25 protein-coding genes and 3 pseudogenes are annotated in these 18605 nt (G+C 42.4%); 5 read left to right on the top strand and 23 right to left on the bottom strand.

Translation table 11 applies throughout. The features are described from left to right. Positions 1 to 22: 22 nt before the first annotated feature. The 12 genes and pseudogenes from ACFQ88_RS11405 to ACFQ88_RS39820 all read right to left on the bottom strand — a co-directional run. Positions 23 to 505, bottom strand: coding sequence for a NanQ anomerase/TabA/YiaL family protein (locus ACFQ88_RS11405; protein WP_379454183.1), 483 nt, complete (start codon positions 503 to 505; stop codon positions 23 to 25). Between the two features lie 15 nt (positions 506 to 520). Further along, positions 521 to 1264: an RraA family protein gene (locus tag ACFQ88_RS11400; RefSeq protein ID WP_379454182.1), complete on the bottom strand. Its 744-nt coding sequence runs from the start codon at positions 1262 to 1264 to the stop codon at positions 521 to 523. A gap of 359 nt (positions 1265 to 1623) precedes the next feature. Further along, on the bottom strand, positions 1624 to 1857 hold the full coding sequence (locus tag ACFQ88_RS11395; protein ID WP_239633664.1) for a hypothetical protein: 234 nt from the start codon (positions 1855 to 1857) through the stop codon (positions 1624 to 1626). A 116-nt stretch (positions 1858 to 1973) separates the two neighbouring features. Then, positions 1974 to 2390, bottom strand: a complete 417-nt coding sequence (locus ACFQ88_RS11390; RefSeq protein WP_379454181.1) for a VOC family protein — start codon at positions 2388 to 2390, stop codon at positions 1974 to 1976. An 807-nt stretch (positions 2391 to 3197) separates the two neighbouring features. Then, positions 3198 to 3329, bottom strand: a complete 132-nt coding sequence (locus ACFQ88_RS11385) for a hypothetical protein (RefSeq protein ID WP_379454372.1) — start codon at positions 3327 to 3329, stop codon at positions 3198 to 3200. 51 nt (positions 3330 to 3380) lie between these two features. Beyond that, positions 3381 to 3644 carry a hypothetical protein gene (locus tag ACFQ88_RS11380; protein ID WP_379454180.1) on the bottom strand — a complete coding sequence of 88 codons (264 nt, stop codon included), beginning with the start codon at positions 3642 to 3644 and terminating at the stop codon, positions 3381 to 3383. Further along, positions 3623 to 3940 carry a hypothetical protein gene (locus ACFQ88_RS11375; RefSeq protein WP_379454179.1) on the bottom strand — a complete coding sequence of 106 codons (318 nt, stop codon included), beginning with the start codon at positions 3938 to 3940 and terminating at the stop codon, positions 3623 to 3625. The genes ACFQ88_RS11380 and ACFQ88_RS11375 overlap by 22 nt, the downstream gene beginning before the upstream one ends. 255 nt (positions 3941 to 4195) lie before the next feature. Then, positions 4196 to 4501 (bottom strand): DUF6223 family protein, encoded by a 306-nt coding sequence (locus tag ACFQ88_RS11370; protein WP_379454178.1) that lies wholly within the window; start codon positions 4499 to 4501, stop codon positions 4196 to 4198. A gap of 458 nt (positions 4502 to 4959) precedes the next feature. Continuing rightward, positions 4960 to 5352: a DUF6223 family protein gene (locus ACFQ88_RS11365; protein WP_379454177.1), complete on the bottom strand. Its 393-nt coding sequence runs from the start codon at positions 5350 to 5352 to the stop codon at positions 4960 to 4962. 410 nt (positions 5353 to 5762) lie between these two features. Further along, the gene (locus ACFQ88_RS11360; RefSeq protein ID WP_379454176.1) at positions 5763 to 6164 is read right to left on the bottom strand and encodes a DUF6223 family protein; all 402 of its coding nucleotides are present in this window, start codon (positions 6162 to 6164) and stop codon (positions 5763 to 5765) included. Between the two features lie 72 nt (positions 6165 to 6236). After that, positions 6237 to 6629: a DUF6223 family protein gene (locus tag ACFQ88_RS11355; protein ID WP_379454175.1), complete on the bottom strand. Its 393-nt coding sequence runs from the start codon at positions 6627 to 6629 to the stop codon at positions 6237 to 6239. Positions 6630 to 6777: 148 nt separating this feature from the next. Then, positions 6778 to 6855: pseudogene (locus ACFQ88_RS39820) on the bottom strand (P-type ATPase actuator domain-containing protein); the annotation flags it as partial. Positions 6856 to 6891: 36 nt separating this feature from the next. Between ACFQ88_RS39820 and ACFQ88_RS11350 the strand changes: the two are divergent. Both ACFQ88_RS11350 and ACFQ88_RS11345 read left to right on the top strand, forming a co-directional pair. Then, positions 6892 to 7578, top strand: a complete 687-nt coding sequence (locus ACFQ88_RS11350; protein WP_379454174.1) for a response regulator transcription factor — start codon at positions 6892 to 6894, stop codon at positions 7576 to 7578. Beyond that, on the top strand, positions 7575 to 8732 hold the full coding sequence (locus ACFQ88_RS11345) for a sensor histidine kinase (protein ID WP_379454173.1): 1158 nt from the start codon (positions 7575 to 7577) through the stop codon (positions 8730 to 8732). The genes ACFQ88_RS11350 and ACFQ88_RS11345 overlap by 4 nt, the downstream gene beginning before the upstream one ends. 196 nt (positions 8733 to 8928) lie before the next feature. Here the strand turns inward: ACFQ88_RS11345 and ACFQ88_RS11340 are convergent, their stop codons facing one another. Continuing rightward, on the bottom strand, positions 8929 to 9303 hold the full coding sequence (locus tag ACFQ88_RS11340; protein ID WP_239633657.1) for a YciI family protein: 375 nt from the start codon (positions 9301 to 9303) through the stop codon (positions 8929 to 8931). 289 nt (positions 9304 to 9592) lie between these two features. Continuing rightward, entirely contained in the window at positions 9593 to 10171 is a 579-nt protein-coding gene (locus ACFQ88_RS11335; protein WP_379454172.1) for a TetR/AcrR family transcriptional regulator, read from the bottom strand. Positions 10172 to 10326: 155 nt separating this feature from the next. On the opposite strand from ACFQ88_RS11335, the gene ACFQ88_RS11330 reads away from it, so the two are divergent. After that, positions 10327 to 11013, top strand: a complete 687-nt coding sequence (locus tag ACFQ88_RS11330) for an SDR family NAD(P)-dependent oxidoreductase (protein ID WP_379454171.1) — start codon at positions 10327 to 10329, stop codon at positions 11011 to 11013. Positions 11014 to 11247: 234 nt separating this feature from the next. Here ACFQ88_RS11330 and ACFQ88_RS11325 read toward each other — a convergent pair whose 3' ends face one another. From ACFQ88_RS11325 to ACFQ88_RS11315, 3 genes are all read right to left on the bottom strand, one after another. After that, the gene (locus ACFQ88_RS11325; RefSeq protein ID WP_379454170.1) at positions 11248 to 11811 is read right to left on the bottom strand and encodes a hypothetical protein; all 564 of its coding nucleotides are present in this window, start codon (positions 11809 to 11811) and stop codon (positions 11248 to 11250) included. Between the two features lie 6 nt (positions 11812 to 11817). After that, positions 11818 to 11982 (bottom strand): hypothetical protein, encoded by a 165-nt coding sequence (locus ACFQ88_RS11320; protein ID WP_379454169.1) that lies wholly within the window; start codon positions 11980 to 11982, stop codon positions 11818 to 11820. Between the two features lie 314 nt (positions 11983 to 12296). Further along, positions 12297 to 12647, bottom strand: a complete 351-nt coding sequence (locus tag ACFQ88_RS11315; protein WP_239633653.1) for a hypothetical protein — start codon at positions 12645 to 12647, stop codon at positions 12297 to 12299. 257 nt (positions 12648 to 12904) lie between these two features. Between ACFQ88_RS11315 and ACFQ88_RS11310 the strand changes: the two genes are divergently transcribed. Beyond that, positions 12905 to 13405 (top strand): hypothetical protein, encoded by a 501-nt coding sequence (locus ACFQ88_RS11310; protein WP_379454168.1) that lies wholly within the window; start codon positions 12905 to 12907, stop codon positions 13403 to 13405. A 136-nt stretch (positions 13406 to 13541) separates the two neighbouring features. Further along, positions 13542 to 13982, top strand: a pseudogene (locus ACFQ88_RS11305) (DinB family protein); the annotation flags it as partial. A gap of 423 nt (positions 13983 to 14405) precedes the next feature. Here ACFQ88_RS11305 and ACFQ88_RS11300 read toward each other — a convergent pair. The 6 genes and pseudogenes from ACFQ88_RS11300 to ACFQ88_RS11280 form a co-directional block, all read right to left on the bottom strand. Beyond that, the gene (locus ACFQ88_RS11300; protein WP_379454167.1) at positions 14406 to 14885 is read right to left on the bottom strand and encodes an SRPBCC family protein; all 480 of its coding nucleotides are present in this window, start codon (positions 14883 to 14885) and stop codon (positions 14406 to 14408) included. A gap of 293 nt (positions 14886 to 15178) precedes the next feature. Further along, positions 15179 to 15616: a GNAT family N-acetyltransferase gene (locus ACFQ88_RS11295; protein ID WP_379454166.1), complete on the bottom strand. Its 438-nt coding sequence runs from the start codon at positions 15614 to 15616 to the stop codon at positions 15179 to 15181. 164 nt (positions 15617 to 15780) lie between these two features. Beyond that, a pseudogene (locus ACFQ88_RS39815) lies at positions 15781 to 16139 on the bottom strand (GyrI-like domain-containing protein). Continuing rightward, complete coding sequence (locus ACFQ88_RS39810) at positions 16123 to 16467, bottom strand: helix-turn-helix transcriptional regulator (protein WP_483875129.1); 345 nt, start codon at positions 16465 to 16467, stop codon at positions 16123 to 16125. Before ACFQ88_RS39810 ends, ACFQ88_RS39815 begins: the two are co-directional and overlap by 17 nt. 215 nt (positions 16468 to 16682) lie before the next feature. After that, positions 16683 to 17183 carry a DUF421 domain-containing protein gene (locus ACFQ88_RS11285; RefSeq protein WP_239633649.1) on the bottom strand — a complete coding sequence of 167 codons (501 nt, stop codon included), beginning with the start codon at positions 17181 to 17183 and terminating at the stop codon, positions 16683 to 16685. Between the two features lie 329 nt (positions 17184 to 17512). Then, entirely contained in the window at positions 17513 to 18598 is a 1086-nt protein-coding gene (locus tag ACFQ88_RS11280) for a GerAB/ArcD/ProY family transporter (RefSeq protein WP_379454165.1), read from the bottom strand. Positions 18599 to 18605 lie beyond the last annotated feature (7 nt).

Genomic DNA, 18605 nt, shown 5'->3' with positions numbered 1-18605 from the left:
ATTGCTGTCATCTTAGTTTGGATTAATCAGTGGTATGCAAAAGATCTTTATTGATTTTAATGACAACACGTTTGGTTACCGTACCGCCTGTGCGGCTGCAAGCCGGCCGGTGCAGATCGTCTGGGAAATAAATAACGAACATGCCCGGTTTTAGCAATAATTCGAATTCGTTATCAACCGTATCAAACAAGGCATAGTCCTTATCGGCCAGTTGATCGTCAACCGGAACGTTACGCTCGGAATGTCTGGCAATAACATGAATTTCTTCCCCTGTCACGACCGACTGAACGTCAATATATTGAGCATGATGCTCCGATTTTCGTTCCTGCGGGACTACGGTATCGGCTTGTTGAACCATAGCGTACATGTCATCCCCAAGAAGGCTATAAGTTCCGATGTCCGTATTGTCCAAATCGTTATCGCACAAGTAATCTATTGCTTTGCGCAAGATGGGCGCGTAGGCCCATTGCTCTTGTTCCCATTTGCTCAAGTCGCCCAGAATCATGATGATTCACTCCTCCTACCATTCCCCTGATGTGCCGAATCGGCTCTTCACATTCGTGCCGAATTGTTTGCCTGCTTCATCGATCCCTGCCAGCAGCTCCTCCACTGTCTTGCCCGCCGTGCTGCGTGCCGCCGGAATAATCGTGCTGCACTCATTGCCGTCCATATAAACGGACGCTTCCAATAATCGGACTTCATCTTCCTTCGGAATAACCATGAAACCATGTTTGTCCGCATGAATCAATTGGCCAGGCTGTACTTTGCAGCCAAATACTTCGACCTCGATCCCCCAGCGAACCGGCGTGCTGTAAGCATGACCGACGCACGTTCTCCGGGCAATGGCTTTGAAGCCTGCATTGTTCATTTCATCGGTGTCGCGGATGGCCCCGTCCGTTATGGTACCTACACAGCCTAAGGAGCGGTGGATGTTGCTGTTCACTTCGCCCCAAAATGCGCCGATCACACGCGGTTTGTCCAGATCTTGCACCACGATGATCTTGGGCCCCGGGACGCTTGCCACATACTTGCGGTATTCACTCCATGCATTCGGATTATTGTTGAGGTGAGCCGGATTGCTAGGTTCGAATTGCACCGTAACTGCGTAACCGACCATCGGCCCCATGTGCGGCATATAGTCTCGGGTTTCCTCCATATTGAAGCCCTGGGTAATGTCGTGTTTCGTAATCGCCTCCCAGCCGTTGTAAATCGTTGGCGTATTCCAGCGCTTCAGCTTTAGCAGATCCGCATGGGATAATGTCATCTCGGGTTCATCCTCTCCTGATTGGGTATAATCGTATTGTAGGCGGTGCACGCGGAAAAGAGGTTGCACTTTTTCGTGCAACCTCTCATAATTTCGGTAATACCGATGCCGAGCAAATCGGCAGTTATTGGCAAACACCGTGTAAATTAACTTTGCTAGATCTGTTTCAGTCCTACACGGCGGCGATATCGTACCCGTTACGTAATGTTCACAAGCTTTAACTTACTTATTCATATTACGGAGTTCTTCGGCTATCACATATAGATCAAATGCTGAACCATCCTCCCCGTTATTTCAATGGTCCTTAATAAGGAGCTGTCCTAGCGACAGCCCCACCCGATCGTACTCGTTAATTTAAGCTAGTCTTTAGTGTAAATCCCCCAAACGCAGTTTGAAAACTCTCCCGCTGCAAAGGTAATTACTTCGTCGGTTTCGCTTTGAACTGACCAAACGGTAAAGTATTTTTTTACTTTGTATATCGGGTCTATCACGGTAGCCTTCCTACCCGTATCCTCCCATTTTTTCTTAAAGATATCTATCCCATTTAGCAAAAATGAGTCATCTGCAGTACTTCCGATAAACACCCAATCCATTCTTGCCCTCCTCACATTGAGTCAATCTCTAAAAAATAAATTCCTCTATAACCGAATGTTGCATTTTGAGATGAAGCTATCGTACCCGTTAGCGGAACAAATTCTTATATAAAACACTAATTATTCCCTTTATGAATGATGATTACATTATCGAAGGGATCTCTAATTCTAAAATGAAACGGATCCTTCAATACATCATTCTCTGTAATAATGTTATCATCGTCATCGAAAGGCTGAATGCCAAGAGCGCGTATATAGTCGTAGGCTTCCTTCATATCAGGGGCATTAAAATAAAATAAAGCATTGTTACTCGGGCTTGGCCGGTCTCGGCGCATACTGTCTAGCAGCAAGGTAATACCATTTTCCATTTTAATGCCATATACGGTACGCTCCTCAGGAGAGCCTTCGTAATGCTTGTCTAGACCGAGCAAGCGGCTATACCACTCAACCGCCTTAGGCATATCTGATACATGAATAAAGATCGCTTTTACTTGATTTAACAGCGGACTATTCACTGTTTTAAAATCACTCACCATTCATCACTCCATATCAGGATATTGTTATTACTGTAATAAATTTGGCATATTTTGGTTCACTAGTCAATGTTTTTAAGAACAACCGTTCTAATTATCCTGCCAGTTACTTTAGTGAAACAGGGAGCAGAACGCGGCGGTCTGCTCCCTGCTCGGATTGAACTATCGTACCCGTTAGCTTAATTCATTTTTTAGATTTTGAGTCCTCGGGATCGATTGCTTTCTTAGCATCTGATTCTCCATTCTTATAAGCAATGTAGATCAATGTCCAGAAGCAAATTAGTCCCATCGAATCAAAACCATAACCGCAGCAGGAAGATTGTTATTCATTACTTCCTTCAAGCCTAACTTCATACAAATCATGATAAGAATATAAAGAATAAAATACTTTCCGTTAAAACTTCATCTATATACTTCCACCTGTCTTTCATAACTGCTCCTCACAATTGAACCCGTTTGTTTAAAAAACATCTTAAGAATGCTGCTAATCTTTTTGTTTCAGCTCAATAGTCATAATTGCCTTAATAAGGTGAATTGAATATAGTTATAAATTAAAACAGTTAAACTTATTAACCCCGCACTGAAACTTATTAAGGAGAATACTTTATTACGCTCATTAAGTACCGGAAAAATAACAATGAGAAGAACAGAAAAAAGGAAACACAATATGAAAATAAGTCTTATTAATATTAGCTCTATTGCATTCAATTAAAATTGCCTCCTCTATCACAACTGACAATCATAAATTCCGTCAGCCAGCGTCTTGCATAACATTCCCAGTTAATTGAAGTTTCTTGGATACAATTACTATTCAAGTCCTTCAAAATTGCATCGCCAATCAGACACCCATGCGGGAAAATACCCTAATCGATGAGCTACTCTCTGTGAAGCAATGTTACTGGCGATTACATCATAACTCGGTATTTCTCCACGTTCCAATATTTCAAAAGTTAATCTGTTTACAAGATAACTAGCCAATCCCAAATTACATTATTTGGGTAATACCTCTATGCCAATCTGCCAAAGTTTTGCACAGGTTTTGCTTGCTCCTGCCACACCAACAATTTCCCCATCTTGCTTTGCAAGCACAGCTAGATCCGTCTGCCAGGGAAGATTCGTATCATATATAATAGCTTCATTGAATCTAGTAGCATCAAATAAACTGACCACTTCTTCTCGCTTAATCAGCTCAAATGAAAAAAAATTCGGTGGTGACGTTGACTTTATTCTTTTTACATCAGGCAGAAAATGCAAGTAAAGGCCTCTGATAAATGGTAAGGAGAATACGGTATCCCTGTTTTTGCCCTAACATTTGTGTTTTGGCAATTAACAACCGTTCGGGTGTAGCCGATACTACAATTGATTTTCCCATAGACAGGATTTCGAAATAACGTGCCTTTCTCGGAAATGGTCTGCATCCAGGGATTTTTTCTAGCTTCAACAAAAATAATGCTATCCTTTACACCGTTAAGGTCATCGATTGAGCAATTCAGGTCAATAGCAAGTTGTGATTGCACAATGAACAGCATTTCTTTTTGCGTCATTATCATCGTTACCCTTCCTTTCTCTTCATAACTCCATAATACCATGATATGGATGGACCCCGTTATCCTGTCCTAGAAAGAAAGAGCAGCTGCCGCGGCGGCAAACTGCTCCTGAATGGCATTGAAATAACGTACCCGTTAGCTTAATCAATTATTGCTCCTTTAAGTACTTTAACAGCTCAGTCAACGAAGCGATCAAGCCATTGTCATTGGCGGTCACCAGGAAGAGCAGGAACAAGAACACAGGGCACGATGGTCGGGTCAGCCGGCGCGGCGAGAGCGGACTAGAGTCAGACAAGCGAGAACCACGCCAATTAGCCCCAACACTATGGATACGATGGACCCAGCTTGCCCGTAGCCAGTGCCGAAAAAACCAGTGGCGTCGAAAAGATGCCGCCCGCCGACATAGATGCTGAACACAGCTATCACGATGGCTACGATTGACCAGTTTCGTCCGTTGCCGTTGCCAAAAAGACCGATGGAACGGGTCAGAGCCAGCCCACTGATGCCCACGCTGATCAGCCCTATTACCACGACTACGATGGCCTTGAGTTGTTCGATGGTCATTTCATCACCACCGCCACCATTTCAGCAGAAGCAATCATTGGTATCAGTATAATTGTACAAAGTATGTCGGATGAAACTAGTTTCATTTTCATATGCTCATTCCTCCTCTTTATTGTTTTTACAAACTGAATCTATATCAGCTTTAACTTTATACAACAAATGTCGAGAACTTATGCAGATTTACCTCTGTTTACGTGGATTTCTTTAAAGTGATGGGAGAGTAGTGAAAAATCGATGTTGAAATCTGTTATTCATTCAATACGTTGTGTGGGCCTTCTAAGAAATAAATTTAAAACGGCTGGTTAAATATGCTCAGTGGCACTTCGTTGATCGCGCGAAATATGAGTGGTATGTTAAGCGTTTTTTATTTTTTATCAAAAAAGGTTATCTGGGTTTGGATTAACCAGATAACCTTTTACCTAAGGATAAATTCAGATCAAGTTATTCAAACCTTTAGTTCAGCTAGCACGGCGGGAGCGGATCAGAGTGATACCGGCAAGGACTATGCTAATGATCCCTGTCACGATGGCGATGACAGCCGCAGCTCTTCCGTCGCCAGTGCCGAAATCACCAGGGAACATGGTCATATGAATTAAAGCATAGACAATGACGACCAGCGCCACCACTATGGATATGATGGCCCCGTTTCGCCCACCATTGCCAATACGACGGATGGAACGGGATAGAGACAGCCCAGCAAAGATTGCGTTCATCAGCCCCACAAACGCGTCTACCGTGGACCAGATTCGCCCGGTCGTGATTACATACCCAACTTTATTTTCAGCAAAGGCAATCGTTGGTACAAGTAGAAGCGCACAGAGTATTCCGAATGAAACTAGTTTCATTTTCATATGCTCATTCCTCCTCTTTATTGTTTTTACAAACTGAATCTATATCATCTTTCTAATTTTTTTGCTTGATAAACAAAATTTCGTGAGCAATCTTTAACTGAATTTGCACGAATTCATAGACATTTGCTAGATGCTATGGTGAAATCCCCTTTAGAATTTGACTCTCAATTCACTAGAAGAGCTATTTCAAAAATGTTAAGTTATACTTGCATCGTCCGTTTTGGGTCGCTGTTCGGTGGACGGTGCACCATAGTGAGACCTGGCGCTTTAGCGCCATAGCGAAACTCGTACATTTTATGTGAAAAACTCGCATCGCTCAGAAACAAGTTTCGCCACGCTTACCACCGAACATTGCCTCGTCACTCTGTTCATTCGCAATATTTGGTTTATGAAATGGCTTGTATTTCGTTTCAGCTAGTGCGATATCGTGAGGCGAACCAAGCCATTCCAGAGAGGACGATCGTTATGATCGATAGTATGACGGCAAAGGCGGCACCACCTCGCCCGTTACCAGAACCAATATCGCCGGTAGTGTAAGCAAAATGCGGCCCAGCGATAAAAAAGGCAATCAATGCCAACGCGATGGCCACGAGGGTCGCAATTCGCCAATTACCTTTGCCAGAACGATCAGAGGCACGGGCCAAAGACAACCAAGCGATGCCCACACTACCCAACCCCATCACCACGGTCACGAGGATCTTGATTCGTGCGGGAGTAAAACCGTAGACTTGTTCAGCCGAGTCAGCTGAGGCAATCGTCGGCACAAGTAAAAATGTACAAAGGATTACAAATGAAACGAGTTTTTTTTTCATTCCTACCCTTCCTTTCACGATCAGTTTACAAACTAACTACACTTTCTTAAGAGAAACAGAAAAATAGTCGAATTATTTGTCACGAAGAGAGCGGAACCAAGCCTTTCCAGCGAGCATCAAGCCGATCAGCCCAATCACGATCGCTATGATCGCTCCAGCACGCCGGTTGCCAGCACCAAAACCAGCAAGCGTAACGGCTAGATGAAACATGGAGAGAAGCACACAAAACAGACCCAACACGATGGACAGAACAGGCCATTGACCAGTGGCAAAACGATCGGTTGGACGGGCAAGAGCAATCCCAGCAACAACCGCAGCGCATAGCCCAATCAACCCAGCCGCGAAAATCAAGAGCCACCCAGGGGTGATACTACCATAACCAACACCAGTCCCTTCAGCAAAGGCAATCGTCGGCACAAGTAGAAATGTACAAAGGATTATGAATGAAATGAGTTTTATTTTCACGATGATTTCTCTCCTTTCACTGCCAGTTTACACAACAAATGTCGAGAACTTATGCAGTTCTTCCTCTTTTTGTGTGGATTTCTTCAAGAACCTGTTAAATCACAGTATAATTTTCGATAAGCGATATAATCTCACAATGGGAGCAGACTTTAATAACGGGCGCCGATTCGCCCGTAATGACCGATTCATCTACAGATGCCAATCCTTCAATGACTTCACCGTCGCCGGAATAAAATGAATAAAATGGAAAGATGTGATGGGAATGGAACCGAAATTGTTGCTTGTGGAGGACGAACTGGGTATGCTGGAGGAGATGCAGACCTATTTGCAGCGTGAAGGGTTCCGGGTATTGACCGCCTGTACTGGCAAGGAAGCGCTCATGATTGCCCGGTCTGAGAGGCCTGATCTCGTCGTGCTTGATTGGATGCTCCCCGAAAAAAGCGGTATTGACGTATGCCACGAGCTAAGGCAAACCTCGCATTGTGGCATTATTATGGTCACGGCCCGATCGGATGAATCGGATAAAATAGTCGGTCTGGAAATTGGCGCGGATGATTATTTGACGAAACCGTTCAGCTTGCGCGAACTCGCTTCACGTATCCGAGCGTTGCTTCGCCGCTTGCGCGGACCCGAAGACAGTTCGACGTTCTTGGAAAGAGATAACTTAATCATTTCAGAGTCCAAATGTCAGGTTTTCAAAGACAATCAGGAAATCCCATTGACACCGACCGAATTCAAAATTCTGTTCACGCTGGCGGCTCGTCCCGGCATCGTCTTCAGCCGTTTGCAATTGTTAAAGGCTGCTTTGGAGGATGAGTACATGGGATACGAAAGGACGATGGATTCCCATATCCGGAATCTTCGCCGCAAGCTGGGAGACGATCCGGCCAATCCTCGATATATTCAAACAGTATACGGTTTCGGTTACCGATTCGGTGAACGCTCATGAAGATTACGGTCCGCATGAAAATATTTGCCTGTATGGGACTGCTCGTGTTCATTGTCAGCATCACTTTCTCCCTTACAACGCAAATGTACACAGCCGGCTTGATCGATCAATTTCAAAGGGAACAAATCGATGCCAACTATTTGAGCGCTACGCCCGAAGAACAAATAGAAATCTTTAAATCTTATTTCCTTGACAAAACGCGGCTGGATGAACTGCTTCAAGTCACGAACGGCGTGCGCTTGTCGTTTTTTGTTGCAATCGGGTTGATCTTCAGTTTTTGGATATCGGGGGTGCTGACCCTCCCGCTCAAAAAGCTTATATCCGCAATAGAGCGCGTGTCGCAAGGCGACCTGAACGTCAAAGTACCTGTAAACTCGAAAGATGAGTATGGGAAAGTCGCTCAAACTTTCAATGATATGACGCTTCGCCTCCGGGAAGCAGAGGACGCCCGTAGGCGGTTGGTAGCTGATGTCGCTCATGAGCTTCGAACCCCGCTGTCTATCATGCAGCTAAAATTAGAAAATGCTCAACAGACCTATCGATACGTCCCTCCGGAAATGCTGCTCAGACTTCATGACGAAGTGATCCGCTTAGGCCTGCTTGTGGAAGATCTTCATGTCTTGTCATTGGTTGAGGCGGGCCGGTTGGCATTGGATTGCAAACCGCTCGATCTGTCGGCAAGACTTGAACAAGTCGTTGATGATGTGAAAATGGAGGCTGAGGAGAACGGATTGGAAATGCGCTTTTATTCGAACACGAGGCCGGTGACGGTGATGGCCGACGCGAGACGGATCACGCAGGTGTTCATCAATTTGTTGACTAATGCAATCCGCTACACGCCGGAAGGCGGAATGATTTCAGTTGTAATTGAAGACAAGGTCCTGGATCGAAATGCAGTCTATTCATGTGTCTCAGTGATAGACACCGGTATCGGTATTCCAGACGAAGAGCTGGCTCACCTATTCGATCGTTTTTATCGCGTGGAAAAGGCCCGTTCGCGGCATACTGGCGGAACGGGGCTCGGATTATCGATCGCTCATCATTTTGTCAGAGCCCACGGCGGGTTCATCCGCGTCATGAGTGAGCCTGATGAAGGTACGACATTTACTGTTTATTTGCCTTCAGGCAATTTCCAGTTGTCAACGTGTAAATGATTCCCTGTATAGTTCTCCGTATCAAAGTAGTCGTGTTTGTTCATGAGAAATAACCGGAAAGTTTTAAGGCCATCCTGGTTGGGATGGCCCTTTCTTTGTACAAAACATGAGTTACCGAACTCATTTATAACAGCAAGTTTTAGGTCCAGCCTTCGTGGGATGGACCTTCCATTGAAGTATCGAAATAACCATTAGGTTAGTCTCTTGATTCAAAGTAGTTGATCGGACGAATCTCAATCCCCCAGCCAAACTGCTCCCCCGCGCCTACCTGAACGGTCGGATGCAAGGAAGCTATCCGGATCGCTTCCTCCATGTCCCGTGCTTCTATCAGAAAAGCACTGCCAATCATTTCCTTAGTTTCGATAAAAGGGCCGTCCGTTACCTTCACCTTTCCGTTCGCCCGCCGCAAGCATTTCGTTTCGGAGGAGAGACCAGCATCGATGATCACTTGGCCGCTCTTGTAGAAATTCTCCAGATGAGGTGGACATTCGTACATTATAGCATCAATCTCATCCTTGGGGCGAGAATCCATTTTCGCTGAATCCAAGTAACCCAAACAAAGAAATTTCATATTTAATTACTCCTTTAATGTAATATTGAAGCATTTAGTTTTGCCTCTATACAAGCGACGAACGGTTTGCGACTAAATCGACATCCCTTTAATATTTTTTTGATATGATGGAGATAAGATCTAAAATCTCTTCCTTCGGTGCACCACGGCACGTTTCAATAGAAACTCTTGCTCCCTGGCGTTGCCCACAAGCGCCGCTGCGCGTTTGAATTCCGAATAGGCTTCGTCGAGGCGACCCAATTTCACGAGAAAATTGCCGCGGACACTAGCAGGCAAGCTATCGTACCCGTTAGCGTAGCGCCCCTTCCAAAGACTGAGATCCAATAATTACAAATAATGCAATCTTCCTAGATACTTCTTCCTTCTTCATGGTGTGGTTACCAAGGGCCAATTGCAATGCACCTTCATGGATGATTTGCGCAAAAATCGGCACGAACATATTCTTTTCGATATCTGTATAAATATGTTCCAAGCTTTTTGACAAAAAAACCCTCAATTCATTTAGTATTTTTTCTTGCATTTGAGGTAAGACCAAGCCACCATAGCTGCTGCGACATTCAATGTTCGGTTGTTGATAAAAATCACATACCGCTAAAATGAGTTGATTTATGCTATCCTGATCGAATTTCACAACACCTGAAGTATGGTTTTCGATAGATGCTGAGGCGAAATCCCCCATAATAAAATCGATTAAATCGTATTTATCATTAAAGTGTGCATAGAATGTAGCACGATTAACCTTCGCTCCCTTTGTTATATCCGCTATTGTAATTTTTTCAAAATCCTTTTTAGAAGCCAAATTGAAAAAAGCATTAATCAATAACTGTTTCGTTTGTGTAATACGTAGATTCCTTACTTTTGATGCCATTTATCTCACCTCTCGCCCGACAATTTGTCAATCTTGTCGCTATAGCAACATTACACGTAGGTTGTTGATTGTTGCATTGCATCATTTGCCGTATAGTTTCCATTAAAGCAACGTATGTTTCTTTTAATCTATCATAGATAAGGAGTTAACGAAATATGAAAACTATTGCCATAGTTGGTGTAGGTCCTGGATTGGGGTTGTCTCTAGCCAAAAAATTCGGAAAGAATGGATTTAGGGTAGCGGCGATTGCGCGTAACCCTGAGAAATTAGCTATTATCGAACGTGAACTTAGAGAATTAAATATTGAAACGCAATCTTTTGTAGCGGATGTCACGGACTTAGCTGCTTTAAAACAAGCCATTCAAGCAGCTAAAAACGAGTTTGGTTCGATTGATGTACTAGAATTTAGCCCCTATGCCAGGGAGGATAAGTTCACAAACGTGCTAGAAACTACGCCTCAAAGTGTATTAGATATAATGAAAAGCTATTTGCTGGCTGGCGTTCTTTCCGTTAATGAGGTTCTACCGGATATGATAAATAACGGTTCTGGTGCAATTTTATTTACAACAGGCGTATCTACTATGTTCCCTTTACCTTATGCCGGGAATGCCGGAATCGTTGGGGCTGGTATTCGTAATTATGCCGCAAACCTGCACAATGAGTTGAAAGAAAAAGGTGTGTTTGTCGGACATCTTTCAATCGGAGCCATGATACAACCTGGTACAGAAGGGGACCCAGATGTTATTGCTGAAGCTTGGTATAATTTATATGAGAAAAAGGACCACTTTGAAGAAATATTCCCTCAAGGGCTTGATCTAACTAAAATTCTTGGTGAAAATTAATATAAAAGAGATAAGACAACTATTGAAATGATAGTTGTCTTATCTCTTTTGCATGTGCCTAGTGCAACATTTTGCTTAATAACCTTTACACTATCCTGCCCTTTAGCGTGACGCGGCTGCCGATTCACGTCGGCAGCCGTGTCTTAGTTGTTTTTAAGACAACGTACTCGTTAGATGAGAAATTTTATTTTTTCTGCAATCGATCCGTTAAGCTAGTTAGTTCCTGCTCCATCTTCATTTTACAATTGAAATATATTGCCGTTCCTTCAATTCAAAATGATCACCTAACTTAAATGTTGAGAGTCTAATACACGTTGCAAGGTCAGAGTTACTTTCCTGTGTTTCCTCTCCGATCCAGCATGAGTATAATTCAAAGACACTCTGATCATCATTAATGTCCCGCATCAAATCGAAGAGAACAGAGACACATTTTACACAAGCCCAATATTCTTCTGGGAAAATTTTTTTCATTTCTTGGTTAAAGTAAAACTTACCCCAATTGGGCACTATTCCATAGACATACGGCAGCTTAAAGTGTTTTCGTATCATCTCATCGCCTTGAACCAATTCATAAATAATAATTCCTGCTGCATCTTCCATTGTTTCATAAACTTCAATTTCATCTTCACTAATTGAGGATGAGAAATCACCCGGGAAAAGAACATAAGAATTATCATTTGATAGGAAATGAAATGCTTTAGGGGGTACTAGCCCGCTCTTATCTAGTGGTGATTTTCTTCCTCCCCTCTCGCCTATAGGCAGAGGGTGATTTGATGCAATGTAGTGATACAAGCTCATTCACTTTCACTCCTTTTTCACCTCGAAGACCAGGTCCGCATGGCCCATGCCAACCATCATCATATTCGGCGCGAACGTCACTGAAGGATAGTAGACGAACCCCACCTTCTTCAGCCAGCCGCTTCCATTCGCTTGCCTGACTGCCCGCGGTTTTCTGCCCTTCCCAGCCAAATAGTTTCGCAGCCTTGTCGTAGTTTTGCTCCTGAACTGCTCTCAGGAACGAGACTGCAATACCTTTAGCTATCTCAAAAACTCCCCTAATACAACGTCCATAAAGGGGAGTGTTAAATTCATAAATTGCTCAAGTTTATTATGGTAATGAAAGTAAATCAGCGTGCGTACTCATATATGTCTTTTGCTGGTCCTCATCACCACGATTATCCTTCACCAACCCTAGAAGAGTCCGAAATACATCATAAATTGTTTCGTGTTAAGTAGGTCCAAAGCTTTAAGCTATAGCGCCTCATTAGTGTTAAAAACTAAAGTTACCATTCTCGCCATTCTTCAGTTATGTCTTGACCTGCTTTAACTTCTAATCCTGCTAACTTTGCCGCCTTATCAATGAATTCAGCCAATTCTTCTCTTTCCATTGTCTCTATGAAGTATTCATTTTCTTCATTTAAATCGTTAAAAGATATGACTAATTCTTCAACGAATTTCATGATCTTTTCTTGGTCGAGATCTCCTTGTATTAGAATTAATTCATTTATATATTTATCGATAACCTTATCACATAAAGCCAGCCGTTCAGGTGTGAATAGATCATCCCCATATTCCAACATACGTTCTCTCCACTGTTTTGTTGGCTTTTCATTAAGTAAATCTTGCAACTTCATTGAAATAACCTCCCCCTAAAAGATAACTAAATATTACCACACATGCGTTGGTTACGTTAAAGAAATCTGCCCGTTACTCAATGACAAACAGGGAGCAGTTGTACCGGCAAACAACCCCCTGTTTCGGTCAACTCAAGTCATCCTGCCAATGACTGGACTTAAGTCCAGTCAATGACTACCCGGAAGTTGGGGGACAGTTTTTACCGAAATATGTTAACTTAATTTATAGTGAAATCATTAATGAAAGGGAGTTTAATATGAACAGGTATATTGGAGGTGCTGTCCTTATCCTTCTGGGGGCGGGTATATTTTTGAACCAGGGAAACCCGATTGACATTGGAACGATCTTCGAATATTATTGGCCCGTATTGTTCGTCATTCCGCTAGGATTGTTTTTCCATTGGCTTTACTTCTCCATGACAGCCCCTAGAGCCGCAGGGCTGTTGATTCCTGGAGGAATTATTTTCACATCAGGGGTTGTGTGCCAGATCTCCATGTTGTTTGACAGCTGGGAATTGATGTGGCCCGGTTTCCTACTTGCTGTTGCGGCCGGTCTTTTTGAATTTTATTGGTTTGGCAACCGCAACCGGTATCTGATGATCCCGATTACTATTTTAACGGTGCTGTCCCTGCTATTCTTTGCCGTATTTACACTTGGAACCATTTTTAACCATCTTGTTTTGGGCGGTCCGGTTTTTGCCATAGCTCTGATTTTGATCGGGGCCATTATGTTAATGCGAGAAAAGAGTAGAGTTTAATTAAGAGAGGTTAAAAGCTCCCGGAAGCGGGACTGTTGACAAACGTAGCGTTTTAATAGGTTTATTGAATGGCCGTGTAGAATTTTTTTTATACGGTCTTTTCTTACTTAGGAGGGTAATTCTATGATGGGTATACCTTAATGAAGTCAGAAGAAGAAGCATAAAGCTTTGGACTTCCATTCCAGAGGAAACGCTCTTCTGGAAACCCGATAACGATGCAATGAATTGTCTAGAGATGATTAGACACATTTTAGAAAGTGAACATTATTACCACCTAGCCATCTTGAATAGGGGCAGTTTATCAGTATTCTATTCTCCGTTCGAGAATCGGCCTTTCACATCTGTGCATGCAGAAATAGAATTTGCCAATTCCTACAGGAATGATTTTATTAACACAATCAAGACATTTTCTGAGGAAGACTTGATAAATATTATGATTGACCGTTCTGATTCAGGGTACATAAGAAGCTTAGGGGATATGCTACTTCGTACTGCATACCACGAATCCGTACATACAGGTCAATTATTGGACTATCTACGGACAGCAGGCATACCAAGAATTCGAATTTGGGATTAATACTATGCATGACAGCCATTATGATCTGGCTGTAATTTTTTGTAATAATGATCAGTTTTACCCGGGGCATAAGGTATCACCAACGTAAACTCCTGAATAAATCCATCCCATTTAGGTAAATAAGAATCAACTTCCTTGTAATTTCGCAAGCACGGGTCCAGCCGCAAGTAGCTGAACTAACTCGTACCTGTTAGTTCAATGGTTTAATATATCTGGGTGCATATTAATGAGAATTTCAAGTAGCTTTAACTGGGGAAATGGCTTCAGTAATAGTTCCTTTGGGAGTTCTTTTTTAAACTATCGTACCCGTTAGCTGAATCATTTGCTCAGAAATTAGATTAGAACCGAGCAACCTATGGTATCAGATTGCTCCTTAACTACCAAAAACAATTTCTCTCCTGCCACTTTGAGCTCATGCACCTGCTAGCTGAAGTGAACAGAGTCCTTACGAGCAGCAATACCTGTCGTCAAATAGACGTTAATGTTGTCCAATTCTCGGTGGTAGATTGAGCGAATGATAGGTGAAACAAGAAGCCGCTCCACTACTCCTGCAAGTCCGGGCTTACTGGGAAACTCGGTCATTAAATCGACATAGCAATGCTTGCTGTCATCGGAAGGCTTTAACGTCCAAGTGGTCGTGACGCCTGCTTTATCGTCCTGCTCCCGAATCACACGCCCAGGTACTGGTTCCGTGATCCTCATTTGTAAAGACGACCTTATACCCATTACGTTCATAGTTAGGCGAAACACGGTACCGGAGCCGCTACCGCCTTGTAGCACCTCAAGCGTTTCGAATTGTCTGGGCAGGATGCCGATGTGCACATTCATGTCAGTAACGACTCTATATACGGCTTCAAGCGGCGCATCAATCATGCGAGCAACCCCAACTTGATAGATTTTCACCCCAGATCCCTCCCGTCTTCTACTCTTGCTTGCAATTAGGCTATCTGTCCCGATAGCCTAACAAACAGAATATATATTTTCGCTCTTCTCTTATCTATCTTTATTCAAGTACATCATAGCCCAATAACTTGCTTTGTCACTATAGTGGTATCCCCAGTATGTATTTTCTATATGGTTTATTTTACCGCAAACCATGGAAGTGCTTGCGTTATCCTCCCAATTAGCGCAACGCGGCTGCCATTTATGCCGGCAACCGCATCCTTATTGTTTATTAAGCTAACGTACCTGTAAGTTCAGTCTCCTATCCTTTTCATCAACATCAGTTCATCGTCTATAACATAATTGCAATGTTCATACGTTTTAATTGCAGCGTCGTTCCTATTGCCTGTCAACACTTTTACACTTTTTACTCCACGTTCCCTAAGATGTTCTTCCAGACAATAAATGATTGCACCTGCAATTCCTCTTCTTCGAGCGGCTTCTTCAACATACAGTTCTGTAATTTCTCCCTGTGGCTCTTCGTAACAAAATGAATAAAAACTGTGAGCACAACCAAAACCAACGACTTTGCCCATAATTTCCGCCACGGCAATCAATTCGTTGTTTACCTTCAGGCTCTCCATTATTTGATTTGGAGGCCGTTTGTCACCTCCGTTAAATACTTGATTTAGCCTTGAGAGTTCCTCTGCATCGGTTAGTGATGCCAATCTTACCCTTATATCCGTATGCATTCTTTTCACCTTATCCACTAGTTTATGATTACATATTCTACCACATTGAAGCAGTTATTTGTTGAAGATATTCTTTCAGGACCTTTGAAATCTGTAAAGTTAACATCACTTGAAAAAAGACCAGTCAATATCTTCCGACTGGTCTAATATGGTAAATGAAGATTTTACTGAAAAACACTTCTGTGAAGATAATCATCCAAGTTTATCGCTAACTTTTTTACTGGCATCCAAATTTCGCTATATACATTTTCCGATGTACCATTGTACTTTGTAAAAGAAATTCCAGGTATATCTGCTACTTCATAATCTGAAGAAGGCAACCATTCAGAATAAATTTTTTAGTTTCTTGTAGCGTAGCAGGAAATGGTCCTTGATTAGGGAAAATTGCCCATAAACTTTCTTCAATAGAAATTTGCTCTAAATCATCGAATGTATTTTCTTTTGTAGTTGCAAATCCAATCATATGAGTCAAGTTTCCTTTCTCTTCTAAAAAACCATCATCAAAATCATAGGATACATTCAAGACTTGATGAGGATATAAATCTAGGAAACGATTTTTGAATTTTGTTTTTAGTTACTTCTGAAGGTAGAAAACCACTCCATTCACGAAAGGCTCTTGAAAATCCTTCTATTGATTGATAACCATGTTTATAGGCAATATCTGTAACTTTTGCTCCGTTTATTAATTCAACATTCGCTACGGATAATCTCCTATTTTTGATATACTCATTCAATGACATTCCAGCCAAGTACGAAAACATTCTTTTAAAATGATAATCCGATAGTCCTGCAATTTTTGATATATCTTTTCCGGATATTTCTTCCGTTAAATGTGTTTCGATGTATTCCATAAATGATTGAATTCTTGTAACATTCAGTTCCCTCCTACAAGTACATAGTAGCGTTAAAATATTCCTTTATTTTTATAGTTATTGTGCCAGTTAACGACAGAAGGAGCAGCTGCGCGACGGCAAACTGCTCCTGGTTAGCTAGTGTATCTGTGTCTCAGTTGGAGGATTCCCATTTTATGGAGCGAGTGCACTCGGCGGCTATTTAAGAAAACACTTTACTGCCTCGTTATTCTTTCAAGATCCTGCCAAGTGACGTTTCGGTATTTCCTTTTCTTGAGTACCGACAGCGTTCCGTTTAGCTCCAGTACTGCTAACTCGACCTGCTCAAGTTCGAAAATATCCTTCCCTCTCAGGCCTTGCTTTAATGCTTCCATCGAGTATTTGTACTTCTTCATCTCCTCCTGCAACAGTACGCCGTCCTTAATAATCACTACCGGCTCTCCTGAGATAGCGGCGTCGGCCTTCTTGCTGTTCAACGATATTCTCATCAGCGCATACCCGATTACACTGACGACTAACAAGCTCAAGATGAAATTAATCAAACTGATCTTGAGATTGAATGCCATATTACCGCCGATCGTCCCGATCATCATCGTAAGCACGAACAAATGGTACGAGCTCTGCGCAATCAGGCGCATGCCGATCAACTTCGTATACAACCAAAGCCATAAATAGGCAAGGATCGTTCTTATTATTATCTCTATGGATTCATTCAAGTTGTGACCAAGGCCCCTTCATTCTTCGAGTTGTGAGTTGAAGATTTACGAAAATCCATGTTTTCCCACTATTATTGCTATGGAGATGTTGTTTTATCCATAATCAAGGCGACTTTGTCATAATTAAGGCTCCTACCTGTCAATAAATCCTTGGTCAGGAGATAAAGTTCTTGTCGTGCATGATAGGCGTGATTTTTAGTGCAACATCAGTCAGCATCTCTGTCCAGGTGTTAAAAGACTTAGACCGCATTAACTCTCGGGAAGGCACTGTCTGTTGATTGGGAAGAAATTAATCTTCTTTATGGTTATTATTTTGGCCGGACGGTTCATTAACTCAAACTTCTCCTTTTTTTTCTTACCCATGCAGTTACAAGGATGATCAGAGGGAAAATAAATCCAATCGATATGACATAAGGAATAAATATGGTCGAATCCCATTCCATCATATAGACGACATTCGGATAAACAACCAGTGAATACACAACGACCAGCATTCCCATAGGAAAGCAAAGAGGTCGATAATCTCTCAGCTTCAATACTTGCGCAAGTCCTACTACGGCAGCATAGAAATATAAGGTCATCTTGAAATATATGGTGAAGAACCATAATCCCGCCATGATTGACTCGATCCTTTCTACGAAGTTGCCTACATTAATTTTCTTAGCTAACACATAGCTAGGATACAATTGGCGTGCTGTTGTATCAGACCCCAGGATCAATATTGACAGCAGCGTTATGATAATGATAAACAAGCCTCCCAATAAGACGGCCGCGATAAAATCTTTACGCGCTTCGTTCGGGTTGTTGACGCATGCAGGTACTATCATCAAAAAGACGATTAAAGTTAATGATGCTGTTCCGACAAGCGATAAGGCCGCTTGCATGATCGGTTTCACACCTGTATCTATGACCGGTTGAATGTTCTTTATTTCGATCTCAGGGACTAGGAAGATGACGAGTACAAGGAACAGAATAAGAAACCAAGGGAAAAAAACTTCTGCAGCGCGAGCAATCGTTTCAAGGCCAAGCCTTACTCCCATCACTACAATGCTAATAAAAAGGATATTGATATATTGAATCGGCGTTCTGGGCATGACTTGGGTAGTCATAAAATTGCCTACGTAAAACAAAAGAGTAGCGGAACCTATAAACGCGAAGAATATAAATAGAATCGAGAACAAAGTACCGATCCATTTGCCAAATAGCTTTTCATTACATTCAATAAGCGTTAAATCTGGTAATAATTTACCAATCGAATTATATAGCAGCACTGGAAGCACTCCTAGCATGACTCCCACAACAGCAGCAATCCATGCATCCTGCTTCGCGACTAATGCGAGTCCGCCCGGTATGATCAAGATCGTTGTTCCAATTGTAAAAAACATCACCAACAAGGAAAATTGACGAACAGACAATTTTACA

The organism is Paenibacillus sp. NPDC056579, from assembly GCF_042793215.1.
Classification (GTDB): domain Bacteria; phylum Bacillota; class Bacilli; order Paenibacillales; family NBRC-103111; genus Paenibacillus_S.
Note: the sequence above shows the minus strand (reverse complement) of the source record. Positions and strands in the feature narration are given on the sequence as shown.